Origin of the sequence: Clostridium sp. KNHs214 (genome assembly GCF_000744935.1) — a bacterium.
In the GTDB taxonomy this organism is placed as follows: Bacteria; Bacillota; Clostridia; order Clostridiales; family Clostridiaceae; genus Haloimpatiens.
The window spans coordinates 1,145,078-1,165,815 of record NZ_JQMW01000009.1 but is presented as its reverse complement, the minus strand read 5'-3'; the positions used below and the strand labels follow the sequence as shown (position 1 = coordinate 1,165,815).

The following is a 20,738-nucleotide window of genomic DNA, read 5'->3' as shown; positions in this document are numbered from 1 at the left end:
AGTATATAGCTATAGCTTAATTATGATGTTCCTTGAAAAAAGGATAAGCCGTTTCTATTAAAAAAGTTTGTTATAAAGGTTTCAATTTCAATAAAGGTACTATTTATAACACGCTGTATAAAACTTAGATTAGAAATAAGCTTGTCTTGTAGAAGTCCAAGCCATAGTTGTTTATGTTTTTTGAACTTATTTAAAATTCGATAGAATGTGGATATTGCTATACAATAATGTTCACACATAGCTTCTACAGAGGTAAATTTATGTACAAGATAATCATGAATAATAGACACAGTAAATTTAAAGCTAAATGACATGTAGGGCACAATTACCGAAGGTAGGATAGCATGAGTATGTCCACATGACGGGCAAATATATCTATTGATAGTTATTATATTATCGTGAACTTCATTATTATCATAAGTCACAAGATGGCGTTTATAAGAGGCAAATAGGGATAGATCGTGTTTAGATCCGCAGACTGGACATACCAAAGCCTCTGAATTAACCGTTTTCATATACTCTTCAAAAATATTTATCTCATTTTCAAAAGAAATTTGTTTAAAACACTTGCATAGTTGTGAAAATAATCTTATCATAATAATAGGTTGTAAGAGCTTACGCTCTTATTTTTAGGGAAGAACCTTCGCTTTGCACGGCTTGGGGTTCTTCCCTTTCCTTTCTCTAGTTTTTATAATAAGCTTAAAATAACCTCCAAATGATGTCAAGTCATTAGGAGGTTTTATTTAGCAATAATATGATTATTTAAAATGCATTTAATTACTGGATAGTTATTGGAGTTATAGTTATAATTTGACTTAGAAATGCAGTTTTCAAAAGCTATATTTTGACGCACTACAATGTACAAAAGGAGGTACATAAAGAACTTACTAAAAGAATTAATTTGAAAGAGCTGAAACATTGTATTATACCAAAAAGATTGACTTCAAACGCTCTCATGACAACCGCAATTTGGGAAATTCCTTATAATTTAGATAAATTAAATGTATGTATTATACCCGACAATGAAATTGAAAAAGTATTTAAAGATAAACTTGAAACTTTAATTCCATATGAAAATTTTACAGATGAAGAAAAGCAAAAATATGATGATTTTATATATTATAAGGATATGAATAAAAAATATAAGGAAGTTAAAAAAGAATTTAAGAAAAAAGAGAATAAGGATAAGCTCAAGTCCTTAGGACTTAAAATAAATTATTATGAATATAAAACTCCAGCCAGATGGCTTGAAGAAGATAATAGACTTGTAAAGTTAGAGGAATTAGAAAAACCTTGCAGAAGTGCTAAAAATAGAATTGTATACAATATAGAGCAAACTAGGGAATTAGAACATAATATTTTTGAAGTAGCGGAATGGTCTTTAGGATATAAAGTAGTAGATTATAATGGTAAATTACCAATCAACAATTTCGATGGATTCGGACTCATATCATTCGAACTGGGTAATTATATTAGAGATTATATGAAAGATAAAACCATAAACGGCTGCCAATTAAGAATTTCACAAATGAAAGGATTCTATATAATTATAGATTTTAAAAAATATTTAAAGGAACATGGAATCAAATTTATCTATGATAGATTTGGTCATAAATGGAATGTAGATGATATAGATATATTAGCAACAGAAAGCACTTTTAAAGCTAAAATTGAAACTGATGAAACAGGAGAAAATAAAAAATGGATGTGGGAATCTTATCATGAATATAGAAATAGTATAGTGTCTAATGGATATGACTGCATCGGAGTTGCTAACTATACACATAGAAGAAATAAAAATGAATATAGAACGCTTACATATCAGTTTTTAGAAGCTTTAAATGCAACAGAATATGATTTGTTAGCACTTGGAAATGAACACGGTAAAATGCTTTATAACGTACTTAAAATCTATAGAGAGAATAGAGAAAAAGGACAGGAAATTAATTGGGAAGATATTAAATATATTAAATGTTATCTACAGAATTTGCTAGAAGAAAAAAATATTGAAGATGATGAAGCTGAATATGTTGCTACTGCATTAAAATGTATAAATTTAAATAAATATATGATATTTGATAAGAAGTTCACCAACTTTTTAAGTAAAGAAATTGAAAGAGAATTAAATCAATTGTCTTTGGGACAGATAAAAGTAAAAAGCAATTATTTATATGTAACTACGGATATTATAGGATTTTTAAAATATACTAGTCAATTTTCAGATGATAAATGTGAAGATGAAGAATATAGAAAAGAATTATCTAGTAAAGAAATTAAAGGAGCTCTAGGTGAGAATCAATGGTTTTGTGAAGGAATTATAGGAAATAAAGTAATGTACAGAAATCCGATGATGGCACAATCAGAAATATTTAAACCAGTATTTGTAGATTTATCTAAAAATGAGGACTACAAGTATATTAAACACTTAGATAATATTATTCAAGCTCCAATGAATACATATGCATTTCAGAAGGCAACTTTTGATGTGGATGGAGATAAAATGCAATTAATTCATTTGAATCACAACTTAAAAGACTATAATCTTGATTGGCTGATAAATTATGATTTTATAAATGAAGTAGTTCAAGAATCAGAAAATGATGAAGAAATTAAAATTGAATTAAACAATTTAGATAGAATAAAGGAGCAAATGTCATTATATTTTGATATAAGATTTGAAGGTAAGAAAGTTGTAACATTAGCAGATTTAATTTTTGATAATAATAAAATAATTGTAAATCCAAGTGATGGAGCTACAGTAAAAGGAGAAGAATGGAATATTGATAATATATATAATTTTTTAGTTAATAGCGAAGATAAAACAGGTATAATTACAGATTTTAATACAATAGCTTTAAATCAATTAAATTCATTAGCTTGTCAAGATTTTTTTGCATCATGGTTCAAAGATATTTATGAAAAATATCAAGTGGAAGATAAGTTTAGAGATTATAAATATACTGGATTAAATGAAAGAGAATTTGAAATTAAAAAACAACAATTAAAGTTAACAAATAAATATTGTAAGTTTTTCCAAGGAATTATTATTGATATGTCCAAAAGAGGGGGAACTGTAGAGATAGCTGAAATGTTAAATTTAATTTATAAGAAACAACCAAGATTTTACATTATGAAAGGGAAGAATAAAAATAAATTAGATAGAGATTTTAATTCACACGTAGATAGATTTTATAAAAAAATGCAGGGATTAAATAAAACTATTAAGAAATTATTTGGAAACAAAATAAGGGAAAATATATCCAACCACAGTATATATTTCACCCCAAAATTAATTCAAAACTCTAAAATTAATAATAATGTAAAACTTAAAGAAATACAAGAGCAATTTAAAAAACTAATTGAAATTTATAGTGAAGAAAATATTAAACTTATAAATGAAAAGAATAATATTAACAAGTTTTCTAAGGATGATGTACATAAAGAAGCCAGAATGGAAAATAGATTAAAATTTAGAGAATTAGCAATTAAAACTAAGGAAGAAGCTAAAAAAGTATGTGAAAATGATTTAGTTTTAGCACAAGCTTTATATCAATATGTTTATAATTCTGATGATTCTAAAGCTTTTTCATATGCGTGGACAGTTGCAGAAAAAGGATTTATTTACAATTTACAAAATAATCAAAGTAAAAAATATAATGTTAGTATAGCAGAAAAAGAAGATGAAAATACATTTGAATATTTTGGTAAGAAATATAAACTAACAATTTCAGACGAAGAAATTGAATATTACAAGGAGGGAGATATGAATTTAGATAATTTAGAAGATTTTATGATTGATACAAATGAAGAAAAAATAGAATATGTAAAACTTTTATTTGTGGCTAATAAGGAACACTATAAAGAAGACAAAGAGAATTATGTAGAAAATTTATTAAAAGATATAAAGGATAAAGACTTTACATTAAAGGAGAAGAATGGATTTGTACAATTAGCTGATAATGACAATATACTAATTGGGATTAATTCTAAAGGATTAGATTATGGTGATGTAGATATTCCCAATAGAGCTGATTATAAAATTAAATTTAAAGAAATTGAAAGGCTATATTCTGGTAAAGATAATAAGAAGAAATTAAATAGGACAAGTTTCAGTGCAGTAGTAGATTTATATAAATAAAAGAAGTAGGGGGAGAATAGTTTCCCCTTATTTTAAAAGGGTGGTGAAAGCATATGACAAGTCAACAGTATTATGAAATAAATAAAAAATATTTAGCTGAAAGTTTAGCTTATTTAGGATTTGAATATTATAAATTTAATGATAATGATAGATTTAGGTATAGTTTTAAAAATACTGAACAATTTCAGAAAGCTTTAAATGATATGGTTAAATTAAGAAAAAAATATAATACATATGCAAATAAAAATAATTAAGAAAGGATGGTATTGATAGAAAAAGGTATGAGAGAAATAAGTTTAATAAATGAATTAGAATATAATAAACAGTATAGAGAAATTGGGGAAGATAATGGTAAAAAAATTTATGATGGCGATAGTTATATATACGATACAGTAAAGTTATCTAAGGAAGTTTATAAGGCTGATGAAATTGTAGAGATAAATAATGACATACATAAAATAATAACTGATATTAAAAATAGCTTTATTGAAACTTTCAATAATAGAGGAGGAGCAACAAAAGAACAAGTTAATTTTGCAGAGGAAACTGCCAAAATGTTAAACGTCAAATTTCTCCTAATTTAAACGTCAGTTTATTTCTATAATTATAGTACAATTTACGTCAAATTATTTCTACAAAATCACTTTATTTTTAATGAAAAATCATTTTGCACCTAAAAGAAAAAGGAGCTAGCGCTCCTTGTGATTTTAATGCAGTGATATTTCATTGGCGGCAGCCATTATTATATCAGTATCGATTACGTTTTTTTCGTGCTGCGCACCTATTATTAAAGCCTTAGTTAATATCATATTTAAGCGTCTTATAGAGCCAGCACAGCTTCTATATGCAGCCAAAACAGCATTATTATCAAATATTTCTGGCGAAGCCCCTGCTAATGATAATCTAGAATTAATATATTCTAAAGCTTCAATTTCAGAAAATCCTTCAAAATTATAATTTATTATTATTCTTTGTTTTAATGCCTCGTGTATCTGCTTTTCTAAGATATTATTTAACACAGGTTGTCCTATCAAAACTAAGGAAAAGCAATCTTTTGAGTCCATAGAGAAGTTCATAAGTAGCTTTAAATCCTTTAAAATATCATTATTTAGATATTGTGCTTCATCCCAAACTAATATATAATGCACACGTTTATCTGTACTCATACTTTCCATATAGTCTTTTATGCTCTTAAACATGTCAGATTTACGAGAAGAAGGTTCAATTCCTAAGGAGATGCAAAATTGCCTATAGAACTCAGTAGTAGTTACAGTGGTAAAGCAAAGATATATAACCTTTGTTAAATTAGGGTTTACTTTTTTAGCAAAGCACCTTAAGGCAAAGGTTTTTCCACTACCTGGTGAAGCTGTAAATAAGCCGATTCCCCTAGCTTCATTAAGATACTCAAGTCTTGATATCATCTCTTTTAGATCATTTGACATATAGGCATCTTTTTCTTTTATGCCTTTTTCAAATGGATTCATTGTCATACCATAAAATTGTTTAAACATTTTTAACACCATCCTTTGAATAGTCTATAGTAAATGCATTCCTGCGTTTGGTTTTACCATTTTCAATCTTATTTGTTTTTCTAATGCTGTATTTAGCATTTTCATAATATACATATGCATTATCCATATCATCAGGTAAATATCTTACTTCAACTTTCTGTCCTATAAATTGCATAGGTACATCATAAGATATTTTATCAATGCTTATGGTTGAGTCATTATTAACTCTTCGTTGTATGCGATTCATAAAGCAATTATCCAGCCACTCACTATCAGTAGCTACCTTAACATGAGCTAAATCGCTTTTATATCTATCGATCGGACGTTGAGATGTAGCTGAATGTACTGTTACATTATGCTTGTTTATATATGCGAATAGCTCATCATTTAGCTCCGCTAAGGAGGATATAGATTCTACATCTAGAGTGTTTAGCCATCTACTTTTTAATGTTCTAAAATTTCTTTCTACTTTTCCTTTGGATGCTCCATCCCTTACCATAGTGTGCAGTTCTACTATTCCAAGAGATCCACAGATAAGACTTAATTGCTCATTTTTATAAGGAGAACCGTTGTCCAAGTAAAGTTTATTAGGTATGCCATATCTAGCGATAGCTTCTTTAAGTACCTTTTGAAAATTATAAGAGTTATCATTGTAAAAGAATCTTCCGCCAACGATAAGTCTTGATTTATCATCAATTAGCATAATTAGATATGTTCTTTTACGTATGCCATTTTCAGTAATATACGGGCCATAGCATGTATCACCTTGGTACATGCCAGTTGCAAACTCTTCTTCAAAGGCTTTTCTATCTTTCATATTTATGCATCTAGCAGATTTAAGATCATTATTTTTTATAAATCTTTGAACTGTAGATAATGATATATTTTTTTCATTGATAAAGCCATCTTCGATAAGTTTATGATATATAAGAGTAGCATTAATTTTAGGAAATGCATTTTTTAGCATATATATCTGTTCTATAGCTACATCATTTAACTTTCTGGTTTTCCCTATGTCGCTACGCGTCTTCGGTAGAAGGGCATCAAAACCAAACCTATTATAATCTGATTCCCAATTAGATAGTGTTCCAGGACTATATAAAACTGACTTACCGTTAGGTAATTTTACAGGAGTAGCAGCAACACGTCTATAGTAAGCAATTTTCGAGCTTTCAGTATAAGTATTATTTATAGCTGGAGCTATTAGTGCTAGTCTAATAGAAGCTATTTCAATCATTTCTTTGTTATTCATTTCAACATCACCTCTATAAAAATGCTATCATGGGGAAATTATAATATCCATTATCGTATTAAGTGGTATATATAAAATAAAATAAAAAGTATATAGCTATAGCTTAATTATGATGTTCCTTGAAAAAAGGATAAGCCGTTTCTATTAAAAAAGTTTGTTATAAAGGTTTCAATTTCAATAAAGGTACTATTTATAACACGCTGTATAAAACTTAGATTAGAAATAAGCTTGTCTTGTAGAAGTCCAAGCCATAGTTGTTTATGTTTTTTGAACTTATTTAAAATTCGATAGAATGTGGATATTGCTATACAATAATGTTCACACATAGCTTCTACAGAGGTAAATTTATGTACAAGATAATCATGAATAATAGACACAGTAAATTTAAAGCTAAATGACATGTAGGGCACAATTACCGAAGGTAGGATAGCATGAGTATGTCCACATGACGGGCAAATATATCTATTGATAGTTATTATATTATCGTGAACTTCATTATTATCATAAGTCACAAGATGGCGTTTATAAGAGGCAAATAGGGATAGATCGTGTTTAGATCCGCAGACTGGACATACCAAAGCCTCTGAATTAACCGTTTTCATATACTCTTCAAAAATATTTATCTCATTTTCAAAAGAAATTTGTTTAAAACACTTGCATAGTTGTGAAAATAATCTTATCATAATAATAGGTTGTAAGAGCTTACGCTCTTATTTTTAGGGAAGAACCTTCGCTTTGCACGGCTTGGGGTTCTTCCCTTTCCTTTCTCTAGTTTTTATAATAAGCTTAAAATAACCTCCAAATGATGTCAAGTCATTAGGAGGTTTTATTTAGCAATAATATGATTATTTAAAATGCATTTAATTACTGGATAGTTATTGGAGTTATAGTTATAATTTGACTTAGAAATGCAGTTTTCAAAAGCTATATTTTGACGCACTACAGCCAAAATAGTATTTGGAAAATTAAAAGAAGATATAGTAACAGTAATTCCTGCTCCTTGTGGATTTGGAAAATCAAGTATATCATTAGAAATTTTAAAAAAACTAATACAATTAATTAAAGACGAAAAGACTACAAATGGATTAATACTTGTAACAGATAGACTGGATTCATTAAGAGATACGGAAGATAATTTGAAAGAAATGGGCTTAAACGGATATACATACATATTAGAAGGATGGAATGAAAACATATGTAATAATAAGAAAATAAAACAAGCTGAAAACAGAATGTGCACACCTAAAAATTGTTCTTATTTTCATAAATGTAAAATATATAAACAACAAGAAGAACAAAAAGATTATCCTATATTAATGATTACTAATGCACGACTTAGGGAATGCGGAGATTCTATAAAAAGATATTCTAAATATAAAAATGGTGAAAGAACAATATTATTAATAGATGAGAGACCAGATATATTGGACACTGTTAAAGTTAATAAAAAGCTCTTAAATGAAATTTCAACAGAAATAAGTAAATGTGAATATGAAGATACTACTGAAAAAACTAAATTTGAAAATATGTTCAAAAAAATTGAGGATGACTTAATAAGTAAGATGCAAAATTTAAGAAAAGCTTATAAAAGATTCGTTGTATCAAACATAACTAATGAACCTATTTGCAAGACTGATAAGGAGTTTATGGATTTATGGGATAAATATATGAAAAACAGTTATAAAAGAGAATTAAAACATATACACACTGTTTTAACAAAGGGTGGTTTATATGTTTATGAAAAGAATACTGAATTTATATCAACTATAGGTAGCAAAGATTTGAAAGAAATGTATTGTGATACATTTAAAACGATAGTGTTTGATGGTACTGCTCTTTATGACCCATTGTATTTTGGAATGTATAAAAATAAGAGTATTAAATATTTAGATATTGAAAATACAAGATTGTATAATAATTTAAAGATAAATGTTTACATAAAGCATAAAATAACTAAGACAACATTTAAGGACAAACATTATCTTGTAAAAGCATGCGGCAAATTTGTAAATAGTAGAATGGCTAAAGGCTTTAATAATAAAGGGTATGTAGTCACCTATCAAACTAAAAGTGTTGAATTAGCAGATTGTATTAATAAAAAATACAATATTGCTATGCTTAATGAAAATGAAACATATTATTTTGGAAATACAAAAGGTAAAAATGATATGCAGAAATGTAATATAATGTTTCAATTTGGTTGGGATACAATGCCAGATTATGAATATGTCATACAGTGGTTGAGTGTTGCAGTTAATTGGGATGGTATTATAAAATATTGTTCAGATATAGAAAAAGCATGTGAATTAAGTGATGATTTTATAATAAAAGATAGAAGCAAAGAAAATAAATATGGATATTATAAATATTCTTCTCAATACAAATGTTATGAATTTGGAACACAATTATTAAATCAATTTAAAATGTTTAGTATTATAACTAACTTTTATCAAGAAGTTCATAGAACAAAACTAAGGAAGTATACTTGTACTGAAGAAAAAATAGAAGTAAATATATTTTCTATACAAAGAATTATTTTAAGTATGATAAAACAATTATTTATAGGCTGTAATCTTAAAGCTAAAGAGGAATTAAGTTGTTTTAAAGAAAGTAAAATTGAAAGTAGAGAAACAAAAGATGGAAAACCAACAATTCCACAAAAGATTATATATTGGATTAATAATTCATGGAATGGAAAAGAGATAAGAACTAAAAATATGTTAAAAGAAATAGGAATATCACAGAAACAATTTGATAAAGCTAAAGAAAATAACAATGATTTAAAAGATTTATTAAATAAATATATGATTAAAAAAGGTGTCTATAGTAAAGTAGCTTAATTTATTTTTTACCCCCCTATTTCCCTATATAAATATATAGAAGAATAGGGGGGTATTAATTTAAAAGTAATAAAATGAAAGAAAAATTACATCAAATAGTTGTAAAAATTATATATTAAATATAAATAAAATAGTCAAATCAACAGTTAATGAAAAATAAAAAAGTTGTTAAAGCCCTTGGTTGCCCCCGCGGCTACCTTGTGGCTAGGTTTTAACATAATTTAGGGATTGTAGGAGCGATAGCGACGTACAAACCCTTTATGTTAAAAGTTGGTGGACAAGGTAAAGAGCGGATTAATATTATTAAGTTATAAAATTTAAGAAAAGAAGTGTTAAGTGATGAGAGATATAAAAAGGATAGATAAAGTATTAGATTTATTAGAAGAATTTTAGAAACGAGATAATAATTGCATAGATGTAAGATTGGGATAGATTTTATTTATTATTGCTGAAAATAAAGATGTGTTTTATTTACAATATGATAAAATTGTGGGGCAGTTATAAAATAATTTTAAAGAATGAAGGAGTTAGGATATAAATATGGAATATTAAAGCATTATAATGTATATATAAATTTATAAATTATATTATAAAAATAGGATAGGGGGAATGGAGTTGAAATATAATGTATTTAAAGTTAATGATTTAACTCAAGGTATTCAAAAGAGGTTATCAGTTTTTGTAGTTTTGGAAGAAGATATATTAAAAGAAAATATATTAAAAGAAGATATTAAAAATATAATATTAGAAGTTAAAAATAAGTATGTAAAAGAAAAGACACTTGATGTAATTTTTATAAGTGTCTTTGAAAGAAATAAGGGTGATAGTGGTGAAGCCTTATGTCATGGAATTTGGTCATCTCAAAATAATATTTATAAATATGACCATTACCGATATAATGATAAAATAAAAGATATGGGAATATTTTGGTATTAATGTATAATATTTTATTTGAAATGATGAAGAGAAAAAAGATATATATGCGATTACGGTTATGATATATTCACAAGAAAATTATATCTTTTGTTTAATATATTATATTTGATGGGAGATAGGGTATATGATTTTTAGAAAGAAAAAAGATGAATTTTTACAGTCAGTTATTGATAATTACAAATCACATTTTAATAGGTCTAGTGAAAAATTTAATATTGTTTATAAAGAAATAGAAGATATATATAAAGGCATTATATCAAAAGATAAAAATTTTAATATATCAATGGAAAAAAACAGGCTTGAGAATATTAAATATTCAATAGAATCTAATACTAATGCATATTTAATAACTATACTATGTTTGATAATAACTATAGTATTAGACAATTTTTCGAAATATATTGGAAATAAATTATTTTCTACTATATTTTTTAGTTATTTATTAATTATAGCTTTCTTATATTTTATGTTAGGTAAATATGCTGAAAAGTCATTAATATATGATATAGCAATTAAGGTATTAGTAGAACAGATTGAAAAAGAAAAATTACAAGTAGAGGAAAGCAATAAAGCAATAAAAGAAACGGCTACAACACTAGAAAATAATATTAATAATGTTCAAATGATACAAAGTGATATGAAAGAAATAAAACAATTTTTGGGAATTAAATAACAACTTTATTTTAGATGATTTTTTATAATTAAATAATCGGGGGTAGTCACCCCCTCATAGGTGAGCAAGTAGGATTATATCTTATTTGCTCTTTTATTATGTCAAAAACTTAGTAAATCTAAGTTAAATATAAAAATTTTAAAAAGGAGAGTGTTATTAAATGAAAAATTTAAGAATGACTAAATGGGAGTTACTAGACAAAGAACAAAAGGAACTAGGAATGGAGTTAAAAGAACTGTTACAGAAAAAATATGATAGAGTTGAAATTCTACAAACTAATCTAGGATTTGAAACTTTTAGTAGAGGAATTGGGGTTAATATCTATACAAATAAATATGACTATAAGGAAATTAATTTAAAATATCCGTGCGATGCTACTGTTAAAGATTACTATAAAACTGTAGTGTACGCTATAGAATGTGAAGAATGGCATAGAGAACATAATTCCAGTCCTGAAGAAAGATTTATCATTGATTTATTAGAAAACCATGGATGTAAGGATATGTTAGTAGTATTTGATGAATTAAGAAGTTTTAAATGTGATGATACTATTGCAGTTGACTATATTAGTAAAATTTCTTTTGATTCTGAAACTAAACAACTTGAAATTAAAGAAGAAAATGAAGGAGTATTTATCGTAGATTTAAATGAGGAAACTATAGAAATAATAAAATGTTTTGATGATGAAGGGGAAAGCTTTGAACAAGATAAAAAACAATGTAAATTGGATAAAATTGACCAAAAGGAAAAGGATTATAGAAAAGAACATATAAGAATTTGTCCAAATTGCGGGAGTGAAATGACTAACATGCATCCCAATGGAGCAGGAATAGAAGAATTAGGTAATTTTCATTGTTATTACTGTGGATATGATGAAGCTATTATAGATAATGAATTAATAAAAGATATAATTAGAGAATTTAATAAATTGAATTATTGGTGTGAATTAGCTTTTTTAGAAGATACGGAAATTATATACATACATGACAAAGAAAGTGATAATGAAGATGATTTAGGTGAATTAGTTGCTAAAGATGATATAACAGAAATCCAGTTAAAAGATAATAAACTAACTATATGTTTTGATGAAGATAAAAATGGATTTACAGGTTTAATTATTAATGAATATGGAATAGAGTATTAATTTACTCTATTCTTCTAAATTAAAAATTAGGAGGAAAATTATTATGGAAAAATTACCGAAATGGGAAGTAGTAAGGGAACTTAATAGAAAAGATATTACGAAATTAGTATATGATAGATTGGAAGAATTATGTGAATTTACTGATAAAACAATAATGATAAGTGCTTTGGAAGATAGATTAAGTCAAGAACTAAATTTGGATAAGAAACATTTTTTATTTGTTAAATTTATGTTCTATTTAGCGGAAGATCTAACTGAATTACATAATATAAAAAATGATTGGTGGACTTGTAAAGAAGCATTAGATTATAAATTTAAAATGTTAAAAAAAGAATATGAAAGAAACACAGGGAGGATGTAATTAAAATGAAAATAGAATTAGATTTTCAAATGTTGGAAGTTCTGCAGGAAGAAATTTTAAGCTTAATAACAGAGGATTTACCTAAAAGTGTTAAGAAAAAGAATTATTTAAATAAAATATTAAATGGTGTAAAAATAGTTTATACAGAAGATAAAGAATATAATATAGAAAATTATTTTGGCAATTTTATTTATAAATTAGATATTTCAAAAGAAGATTTTATGATTTTATATGATTATATTTTGTGGTCTAAATATGAATGTTACAGCAGCATAAAATATAATCATTATAAGAAAAATTTTAGGAAGTTATATAGTTATTTAAAGAAAATTAAGGAAGAAAATAATTTAAAGTCTAAATATGATAATGATGAATATAATCGGGCATAGTCATGCCCTCTTTAGTGAATAAAACGTAAATAAAATAAATTGAATATATATAATCTTAGGGGAATTGGAGAGGGTGAATACTTAATCAATTCCTCAAGCACTATAATTTTTAAAAAGGAGGAATTTATAATGAATGAAGAAAGAGTAATAACAAGTCCAGTATTGGCTGAGAGTTTGTTAAAAAAGGATTATAAAATTATAGACATTAGACCCAATAAGTATAATAGAAGGTTATCCGTATTTGCATTTAATTATAAGGAAGGAATAGATGAACTCATACAAGAGTATAGGCAAAAGATGATAGCAAAAAAGGAAAGTAAAATTGAAGTAGAATTATAAAGAGTGTTTGCAGGAGCAGATACTCTTTTAATTTAGAGTTTTAATAGAAGTATATTTAATATATTTCATTTTAACATTCTCCCTGAGGTAGCTTATTATAGCTACCTTTTTTAAATAGGAGAAAAAATATATTTCTATTAGAGCTTTAATGTTCTAAGACTTCTACAATAAAAAAATCTAAAATGAAAGGAAGTGAAGTTTTTTATGATGATTTTAAAAAAAGATGTACTAAGTTACATAAGTCGTAAAAATAAAAATGTATGTGGAATAGAGAGTATTATTACAATAATCAAGACAAATTTAGGGGATATAGGAAAAAATATTATGAGAAAAATAAGAAAAATATTATTTACTTTATTTTTGATGATAAAGGAGAAGTTAAATATATTGGAAGTACAGTCAATATATTTAGATTAAATTATCATATAAATCATTTTAGTCATATCGATGTATCTGAAAACGATACAATTAAACACTTTGTATTAGATAAAAATATTACAAGGGAAGAATTATATTACATAGAATATTATCTAATTAATAAATGTAAACACTTGGAAAATTATGCGTATAAAGATATAAGCACATTTGATTTCGCAAAAAAAAGGAAAGAACAATTAATAAAATTAGCAGAAAATTTAAAGTTTAATGATTTTAAAAAGTGATAAAAGAGTTGGAAACAACTTTTTTATAGATGTAATTTCTAGTGTTTAATTAAATTGATTGATATACAACTACATTAAGTATTGTATATTGTCATATCGGTAAGTTTTGTTAATTTTGAAGTAGGTTCGAATCCTACCACCTCCAAAAATTGTATAAATTAACTGTAGCAATCCTAGAAGAAGGTATAAGGGAAACGAGGATATTTCCCTGCTTATGCATTATACAATAAAAGTGTAATGCATGAGTTGCTATATAATAAAATAAATTTGTTAATAAAATTAGTATTTTAAATATATTAAAAAAGAAAGGAAGATTAAAATGGATGAATTAATAAAACAAAAATATGAATTGTTAAATAAAATTGAAGAAATAAATGACGGTATAAAATACAGAGAAAAATTAAAAGATATAAAGTTTGATGAATTATTAAAAAATACAAATGAAGTAAAAGATATAATGGAATATGTGGTCAAGTGGGATTTTAAAGACAGGAGCTACATGATAGAAGCTAAAGTAATATTGTTAAATAAATTAGTAAATTTATATGCTGAATTAGCAATTATATTCGATTTACTAAAAGAAAATAATAATAAGGAGGAGGAGATATAAATGAATAAAATAGATATAAAATTATTTAAAAGCCAATCTAAATTTAAGGTGGTACTAAACAAGTTAGTTAAACAAAAAGATATATTAGAAGATAAAGAAATTTATTTTAATAATTTATCCGCAAAGGATGTTAAAAATTTAAATTTTAATAGTAATAATAATGTGGAAGCTATATATAACCTCATTTCTATTTTAACAAATATAGATATGTCTATAGATATTAAAGAGTTCGAAGAAATGTACAATAATCCAACGACAATTTTTGAAGATTTTCTAATGAATTTTATAGAACACATACAATCTTTATTAGAAATTAAATCTAAGGCATTTAAAACAGCAAACGACATAAGTAAAATGGATGAAATACTTAAAAATAATGGTGTAGATTTGAATAAATTAAAAGAATTACAGATTCAAGAAGAGGAGAATGAAAAGGTAAAAATTAAAAATGAAATTGAAAAATTGTATGAAGATATGAAAGATGATAAAGAACATAGAACGGAGATATTAGAACAAATAAATAAACTAGAAGAAAAGTTAAACAATAATAATAAAGAAGAGATATAAATGAGTGATGAGTTAAGAGAATTTGAAAAATATATGAAAGAAGAAGAACAAAAGATTATTAAAGAGGTTTCTAAAGATATAGAAGAAACATTAAAAGAAAAAATACAATCAAGTATTTATGATAATTATTCTCCCAAATTTTATAATCGTACTAAACAACTAAAAAATAGAGTAACTATAGAAGATACGGACAGAAATGAGAAATTAATCACTTGGGGAAATATGAAATATATAAACAACAATAATGACGAGGTAGGAGAATATATATCCAAATGGGTTAATAGTGGTTATAAACATAAGAATTGGAATGGTGGAGTAGATTATTACCACCAACGCACTGGCTCAAATTATATAGAAGAGACTATTAAAGAAATTAATACCAAATATGAAGATAATATATGTCAAAAGGTAGATAAATAATCGTCTACCTTTTTTATTATTACTTTTTAAAATATTTAATAGAATTGATTTTTGTTGGTTTTGAATGTTTTAAAAAATAATAATTATAAAAATAAATTAAAGGAAGTGAAAAATAAATGGCTTATGGTATAAAAACGAAAATAGATGAACAGAGTTCTAGAAAAACTTTAAATGATTTTGACAGATTAATAAAACAAATAAAACAGGCAAGTGAAAATAATACTATAGATATAAAATTTAAAGGTCTTAATAATGAAGCTGAAAACATAAATAGACATGTAAAAGGAATAAGTAATAATTTTAAAGGAATGGAAAGTAGCATAGGCACTATATCAGAATTTTTTGTTAAGTGGAGTATAGCTTCAAAAACGATTTCTTTTGTGGTGAGTCAACTTAAAAGTGGAATACAAGAAATTATAGATATAAATAAAAGTAATGTAAATACGGCTATGATTACGGGACAATCTGTAAAAGATGTAGAAAAAATGAATATGAGTTATTTAAACATAGCACAGGATTTAGGTGTATTAAACAAAGAGGTTGTAACTGGAGCAGAAAGTTGGAGAAGGTCTGGTGCTTCATTAAAAGATGTTAATGATAATTTAATCACAACGTCTAAACTTAGTAAAATAGCAGGGATGGATACCGCACAGATGGCAGACCAGTTGATAACAATTAATAAGCAGTATAATTTAGGTTCAAAAGGACTGAAAAATTATGCTTCTAATGTTGCTTTGTTGGATAATGTTAGTACAACGTCCAGTGAAAAAATTAATACCGCTATGCAATATAGCTCACAGACATTTAAAGAATATGGATTTGGAATACAGGAAGCTTTGGCACTGATAACAAATGCTAGTGAGCAATCAGCCCGAAGCGGAAGCTCATTAGGACGAGGTTTTGTGTCAATGTTGACCAACTTTACCAAAGTTCAAGATGCAGTAAAAAACGGAGATAAAGAAACTACGGATGCAATAAATAAGTCAGAACTTTTATTGTCTAAAAAGGGAATAGCATTAAGAAAGAATGCAGATGAATTTAGAAATATTGGAGATGTAATTCAAGATATTTCTAAAAATATTAATAAGTTTTCCCAAAAAGAAAGAGAAATGTTAGCATTTAATTTAGGTGGAAAAGAAAATAAAGAATTGTTTTTATCCACTATAAATAATATGGAAAGAGTAAATGAATTACAAAATAAAATTAAAAAGGATTCTAGTGGAAAAGCACTAGACGATTCTTATAATAAGAGCGTAGAAGAATTAGAATTTAAAATAAATAATCTTAAAAATTCAATTACTGAATTTTGGATGAAAGCTTTAAGTTCTAATACTATAAAAAGAGGAGTAGACGATATAAAAACGGTAATAGATGTAGTAAGCTACCTTACTATAGAAAATAAAAAACTAGGAGTTAGTTATATGACTTTATCTATAGGAAGTTTATTAATGGTAAAGAATTTTGGAAAAATAAAGTTTGCCATTGGTGAAGTTATTGCATTTATGCAACTCCTTAAAACAGAGGGTTTAGCCACTTTTGCACTATTGAATTTAAATCCCGCTGTTTTAGCTATAACCGCAGTGGTTGCAGTCATTGCTACTGCTACATACGCTATTACGAAACACGTCAAACATCAAAAAGAACTGGAAGAACAAATTAAGACAACAAAAAATAGTTATAAAGATTTAACTCAAGCGATAAAAGAAAATAATAATGAAATGTTAAAACAAAAAGTTCCAGAATTTCAAAAGATGGAAAATGAATTAAAGGCAGCTATAAAAGAAAAGAAAGAAGCAGATAAAATACTAAATACATATAAATCAAATTCCATGAATATGTTGGATTCTGGAGGATATGCCCAAGCTAGAGCAAGTGTAGACTTGGCAAATAAAAAATTAGAAGAGCAAATAGGAGTATTGAAAAAAGCAAAAATTGCTTTTGATGAAACAACAGGGGAGATTAAAGGATTAGCACAAGCTGAAAATTTATTAAAAGCTAATAATCTGGCAGACTCAATAAAGAAAAAAGAAGAAGCTAAATTAAAAGAATTAGACAAAACATTGGAGTTAATTAATTCTTATCAAAATCTTAATAGAGAAGAGAAAAAGTCTGCCACACAAAAGGCAGAATTGGGTACTTTAGCATTACAATTAAAAGATAGAATTAATGGATTACGAATAGCGACTGACGAACATGGCAATACAGTAATCGTAAATACAGATTTATTGGCTAGGGAAGCTTCTATGATAGATACTGAAAAAGGTGCAGTTATTAATTCTACAAATGCAAGATTAGCTAGTGCTAAAGATGATTATACTATTGAAGTTGGAAAAACAAAAGTTGTATATTCAGAGGTTAGTAAAAGAATATCTATGTATCAGGCGGAAGCAGATGCCTTAAGAGGACTAGCTACAAAATATGAACAAGCAGATAAATTAATAAGAGTAGGATTGGACGACAATAACCCATTGAAGAAAAAGCAAAATCCTCTAAGTGAAATGTTGAGTGGTAGAGCTAAAGAATTGGATAAAGAATCTTCTGCTTTATCAGATGCAAAAAAGAAAATAGATGAAGCTTTTAGCAAAAAAACTCCAGGAATTTCGGATATAGGAAGTTCTTCAGGTGGAGGTGGGGGTTCAGGATATATGCCACCATCAGGCGGAGATGATAAGAAAAAGAAAAAGGCAAAATCAGACGCAGATAAAAGAAAACGAGAAGCCGAGGAAGCTGAACGTAAAAGAAAAGAAGCATTAAAAAAAGCTCTTGATGACGCTATTAATCAATATGATTATGCAATAAAAACAATTGAAAATAAGATTGCCAATGCTAGAAATCGTATGGAATTGTATACGGAAGATGGGGATAAGGCAGGAAATAGAGTTTCCTTAATGAAAGATATAGAGAAATTTACTAAAGAAAAAATGGCTCAATTAGAAGCTAAAAAACGTTTTATTCAAAATTCTATTAATAGTGGTAAATATGAAGCAGATACTGTGAAAGATTTGAAATCTAAATTATTAGATATAGATGGTACATTATCAGATGTTTATACTTCTTTAAAGAAAATTAAAATGGAAATTATAGATGAAACATATAAACAAAAAACTGTAGAGATTACTAAAGAATTAGAAAAGTTAAAAGATAAAATGGAAGAAATTGATTCTGCGGACACTTTTAATAAGCAAAAACTAAATTATATGGATTCTATGATTGAAAAATTAAAACAACAAAGAAGTGTAACTCAATCATATGTAAATGAACTAGAAAAACAAATGAGAGCAACTAGAGATATAGCAACGAGAAGTGCTTTAGAGGATAGTATTAAAAAATATCGTAAAGAATTACAATCTTTGCAAATTGAAATCATCAAATCCATGACCGACCGTAAAAACCTCATCAAAGACCTTACATTTGAAATAGAGAAAATCGACCAATTCAATAGAGTAATTGAAGAAACTAACAATAATCTTAAAAAGCATAATTTTGCACTTGCTGACCTAGAATTACAAATTGAAATGTTAAAAGAGAGTTTTGATATTTCGGGTGTTTCGGAAAAATATAACAAATATATTGAAGCTATGAAACAAAAGACAATAGAATTAAAGAATCAATCTAGTGCATTATCTCAATCAATGACAGCATTACAAGTAGAATTTAAAGCTAAATTCAATGTAGATATTTCTGGTATGTCTAAGAAAGAATTAACAGACTTATATCAAAAATTATTCGCAACTAGAGTTACTAATAGCAAGGAAGAAAAAGAAGCATTAGAAGAACAAGCAGAATTATTCAAACAACTTGTAGATGATTATTGGCAATTAATAGATGCTATTCAAGAAAATAAAGAAGCAATAGGTGGAATAAACAATGAAATAATTAAAAAGCAAAAGGAACAAGCTGATTATATATTAAATATACAAAAAGAAATTCAGGATAAAACTAAAGAAATGATGTTAAAAGGTAAGGATGATGAAAAGAAAATATTAGATGAAAGATTAAAGAATTTTAAGGAATTTATTGATAAACGACAAAAAGAATTAGATAAAACATGGAAACAGGAAGATTATGACAGAGATTTACAAAAGAAAAAAGAAGAAGAAGCTAAACTTATTGCTGAAATTGAATCCAAACGTAGAGTTACAGATTTGCAAGGGCAAGCTGAAGTTAAAAGATTACAAGATGAATTAAAGAAGATACAAGAAGATATTGCTAATTTTGAACAACAACATAACAGAGATAAAATCATGGATAATTATGACAAACAAGCAGAACAAATAGACAAAGAATACGAAGAAGCTAATAAAAAGTTAGATGAGTTTTATAGTGAAGAGAATTTAAATCAAATGTCAAAAGATGCTATGCAAAACGGTTGGTTCAAAGACATTCATGGAAATGTTATTATGCTTAAAGATGCTATGATTGACTACATAAAAACAACTAGCGATGGATTAAGTGTTATAGGTCAGAAGATTCAAGACGAGATTATATTAAAATTAGCACAAATTCAGATATTCGTTAGAAATGGATTAAATTTAGGCGGAACGAGTAACATAGGTACTCCTATAAGTAATCCTATTGTCATGAATCCTATAAACGGCGGAATAGGTGGTAATGGAAATATTGATATAGGTAAGCTAATAGGTGGTAGTATTGGTAATATTCAACCCGTATTTAATAATCCTGTTATGCCTATGCCAATAATGAAGATGCCTATGAATAATAACCAAGGTAAAGAAATTAAAATATATGTAGATAGTATAAATAGATTTGAAAAAGAAGTGGTGGATACAGGTAATCTTGAAAAAATGATTGAAAATGGTGTATTAAATTCTAAAGCAGAATTACAATCAGCTTTAAATAACGCAGGTTATTCTGTAACAATTCTTTAATAAAAGA

Annotated in this window: 19 protein-coding genes; 15 read left to right on the top strand and 4 right to left on the bottom strand. The window is 26.5% G+C overall.

Annotated elements, in window-relative coordinates; translation table 11 throughout:
- Positions 1–20 precede the first annotated feature (20 nt).
- Positions 21–596 (bottom strand): DUF6431 domain-containing protein, encoded by a 576-nt coding sequence (locus CC89_RS08065; protein ID WP_035289157.1) that lies wholly within the window; start codon positions 594–596, stop codon positions 21–23.
- Positions 597–844: 248 nt separating this feature from the next.
- On the opposite strand from CC89_RS08065, the gene CC89_RS08060 reads away from it, so the two are divergent.
- Genes CC89_RS08060 through CC89_RS08050 form a run of 3 tightly spaced genes read left to right on the top strand, consistent with a single transcriptional unit; the run spans position 845 to position 4,722 of the window.
- Positions 845–4,138: a hypothetical protein gene (locus CC89_RS08060; protein ID WP_185750705.1), complete on the top strand. Its 3,294-nt coding sequence runs from the start codon at positions 845–847 to the stop codon at positions 4,136–4,138.
- 53 nt (positions 4,139–4,191) lie between these two features.
- Positions 4,192–4,392, top strand: coding sequence for a hypothetical protein (locus CC89_RS08055; RefSeq protein ID WP_051931598.1), 201 nt, complete (start codon positions 4,192–4,194; stop codon positions 4,390–4,392).
- A gap of 27 nt (positions 4,393–4,419) precedes the next feature.
- On the top strand, positions 4,420–4,722 hold the full coding sequence (locus CC89_RS08050) for a hypothetical protein (RefSeq protein WP_185750704.1): 303 nt from the start codon (positions 4,420–4,422) through the stop codon (positions 4,720–4,722).
- 123 nt (positions 4,723–4,845) lie between these two features.
- Here CC89_RS08050 and CC89_RS08045 read toward each other — a convergent pair whose 3' ends face one another.
- The 3 genes from CC89_RS08045 to CC89_RS08035 form a co-directional block, all read right to left on the bottom strand.
- A complete protein-coding gene (locus CC89_RS08045; RefSeq protein ID WP_035289163.1) occupies positions 4,846–5,649 on the bottom strand; it encodes an ExeA family protein in 804 nt (267 codons plus the stop codon).
- Positions 5,642–6,901, bottom strand: coding sequence for a DDE-type integrase/transposase/recombinase (locus CC89_RS08040; protein WP_035289160.1), 1,260 nt, complete (start codon positions 6,899–6,901; stop codon positions 5,642–5,644). Before CC89_RS08040 ends, CC89_RS08045 begins: the two co-directional genes overlap by 8 nt.
- A 107-nt stretch (positions 6,902–7,008) precedes the next feature.
- On the bottom strand, positions 7,009–7,584 hold the full coding sequence (locus tag CC89_RS08035) for a DUF6431 domain-containing protein (RefSeq protein ID WP_035289157.1): 576 nt from the start codon (positions 7,582–7,584) through the stop codon (positions 7,009–7,011).
- 453 nt (positions 7,585–8,037) lie between these two features.
- Here CC89_RS08035 and CC89_RS08030 point away from each other — a divergent pair, with 453 nt between their 5' ends.
- The 12 genes from CC89_RS08030 (at position 8,038) to CC89_RS07975 (ending at position 20,731) form a co-directional block, all read left to right on the top strand.
- Positions 8,038–9,741 carry a hypothetical protein gene (locus CC89_RS08030; protein WP_035290957.1) on the top strand — a complete coding sequence of 568 codons (1,704 nt, stop codon included), beginning with the start codon at positions 8,038–8,040 and terminating at the stop codon, positions 9,739–9,741.
- Between the two features lie 615 nt (positions 9,742–10,356).
- A complete protein-coding gene (locus CC89_RS08025; protein WP_035290956.1) occupies positions 10,357–10,677 on the top strand; it encodes a hypothetical protein in 321 nt (106 codons plus the stop codon).
- A 124-nt stretch (positions 10,678–10,801) separates the two neighbouring features.
- A complete protein-coding gene (locus tag CC89_RS08020; protein ID WP_035290955.1) occupies positions 10,802–11,350 on the top strand; it encodes a hypothetical protein in 549 nt (182 codons plus the stop codon).
- 160 nt (positions 11,351–11,510) lie between these two features.
- Entirely contained in the window at positions 11,511–12,494 is a 984-nt protein-coding gene (locus CC89_RS08015; protein ID WP_035290954.1) for a hypothetical protein, read from the top strand.
- A 43-nt stretch (positions 12,495–12,537) separates the two neighbouring features.
- Positions 12,538–12,855 carry a hypothetical protein gene (locus CC89_RS08010; protein ID WP_035290953.1) on the top strand — a complete coding sequence of 106 codons (318 nt, stop codon included), beginning with the start codon at positions 12,538–12,540 and terminating at the stop codon, positions 12,853–12,855.
- Between the two features lie 5 nt (positions 12,856–12,860).
- Complete coding sequence (locus CC89_RS08005) at positions 12,861–13,244, top strand: hypothetical protein (protein WP_035290951.1); 384 nt, start codon at positions 12,861–12,863, stop codon at positions 13,242–13,244.
- A gap of 129 nt (positions 13,245–13,373) precedes the next feature.
- Positions 13,374–13,583 carry a hypothetical protein gene (locus CC89_RS08000; RefSeq protein WP_035290950.1) on the top strand — a complete coding sequence of 70 codons (210 nt, stop codon included), beginning with the start codon at positions 13,374–13,376 and terminating at the stop codon, positions 13,581–13,583.
- A 204-nt stretch (positions 13,584–13,787) separates the two neighbouring features.
- Complete coding sequence (locus CC89_RS20475; protein ID WP_185750703.1) at positions 13,788–14,000, top strand: hypothetical protein; 213 nt, start codon at positions 13,788–13,790, stop codon at positions 13,998–14,000.
- Between the two features lie 564 nt (positions 14,001–14,564).
- Positions 14,565–14,855, top strand: coding sequence for a hypothetical protein (locus CC89_RS07990; RefSeq protein WP_035290948.1), 291 nt, complete (start codon positions 14,565–14,567; stop codon positions 14,853–14,855).
- The gene (locus CC89_RS07985) at positions 14,856–15,422 is read left to right on the top strand and encodes a hypothetical protein (RefSeq protein ID WP_035290947.1); all 567 of its coding nucleotides are present in this window, start codon (positions 14,856–14,858) and stop codon (positions 15,420–15,422) included.
- Positions 15,423–15,842, top strand: coding sequence for a YomN family phage-derived protein (locus CC89_RS07980; protein WP_035290946.1), 420 nt, complete (start codon positions 15,423–15,425; stop codon positions 15,840–15,842).
- A gap of 116 nt (positions 15,843–15,958) precedes the next feature.
- Complete coding sequence (locus CC89_RS07975) at positions 15,959–20,731, top strand: phage tail tape measure protein (protein WP_035290945.1); 4,773 nt, start codon at positions 15,959–15,961, stop codon at positions 20,729–20,731.
- Positions 20,732–20,738: the final 7 nt, after the last annotated feature.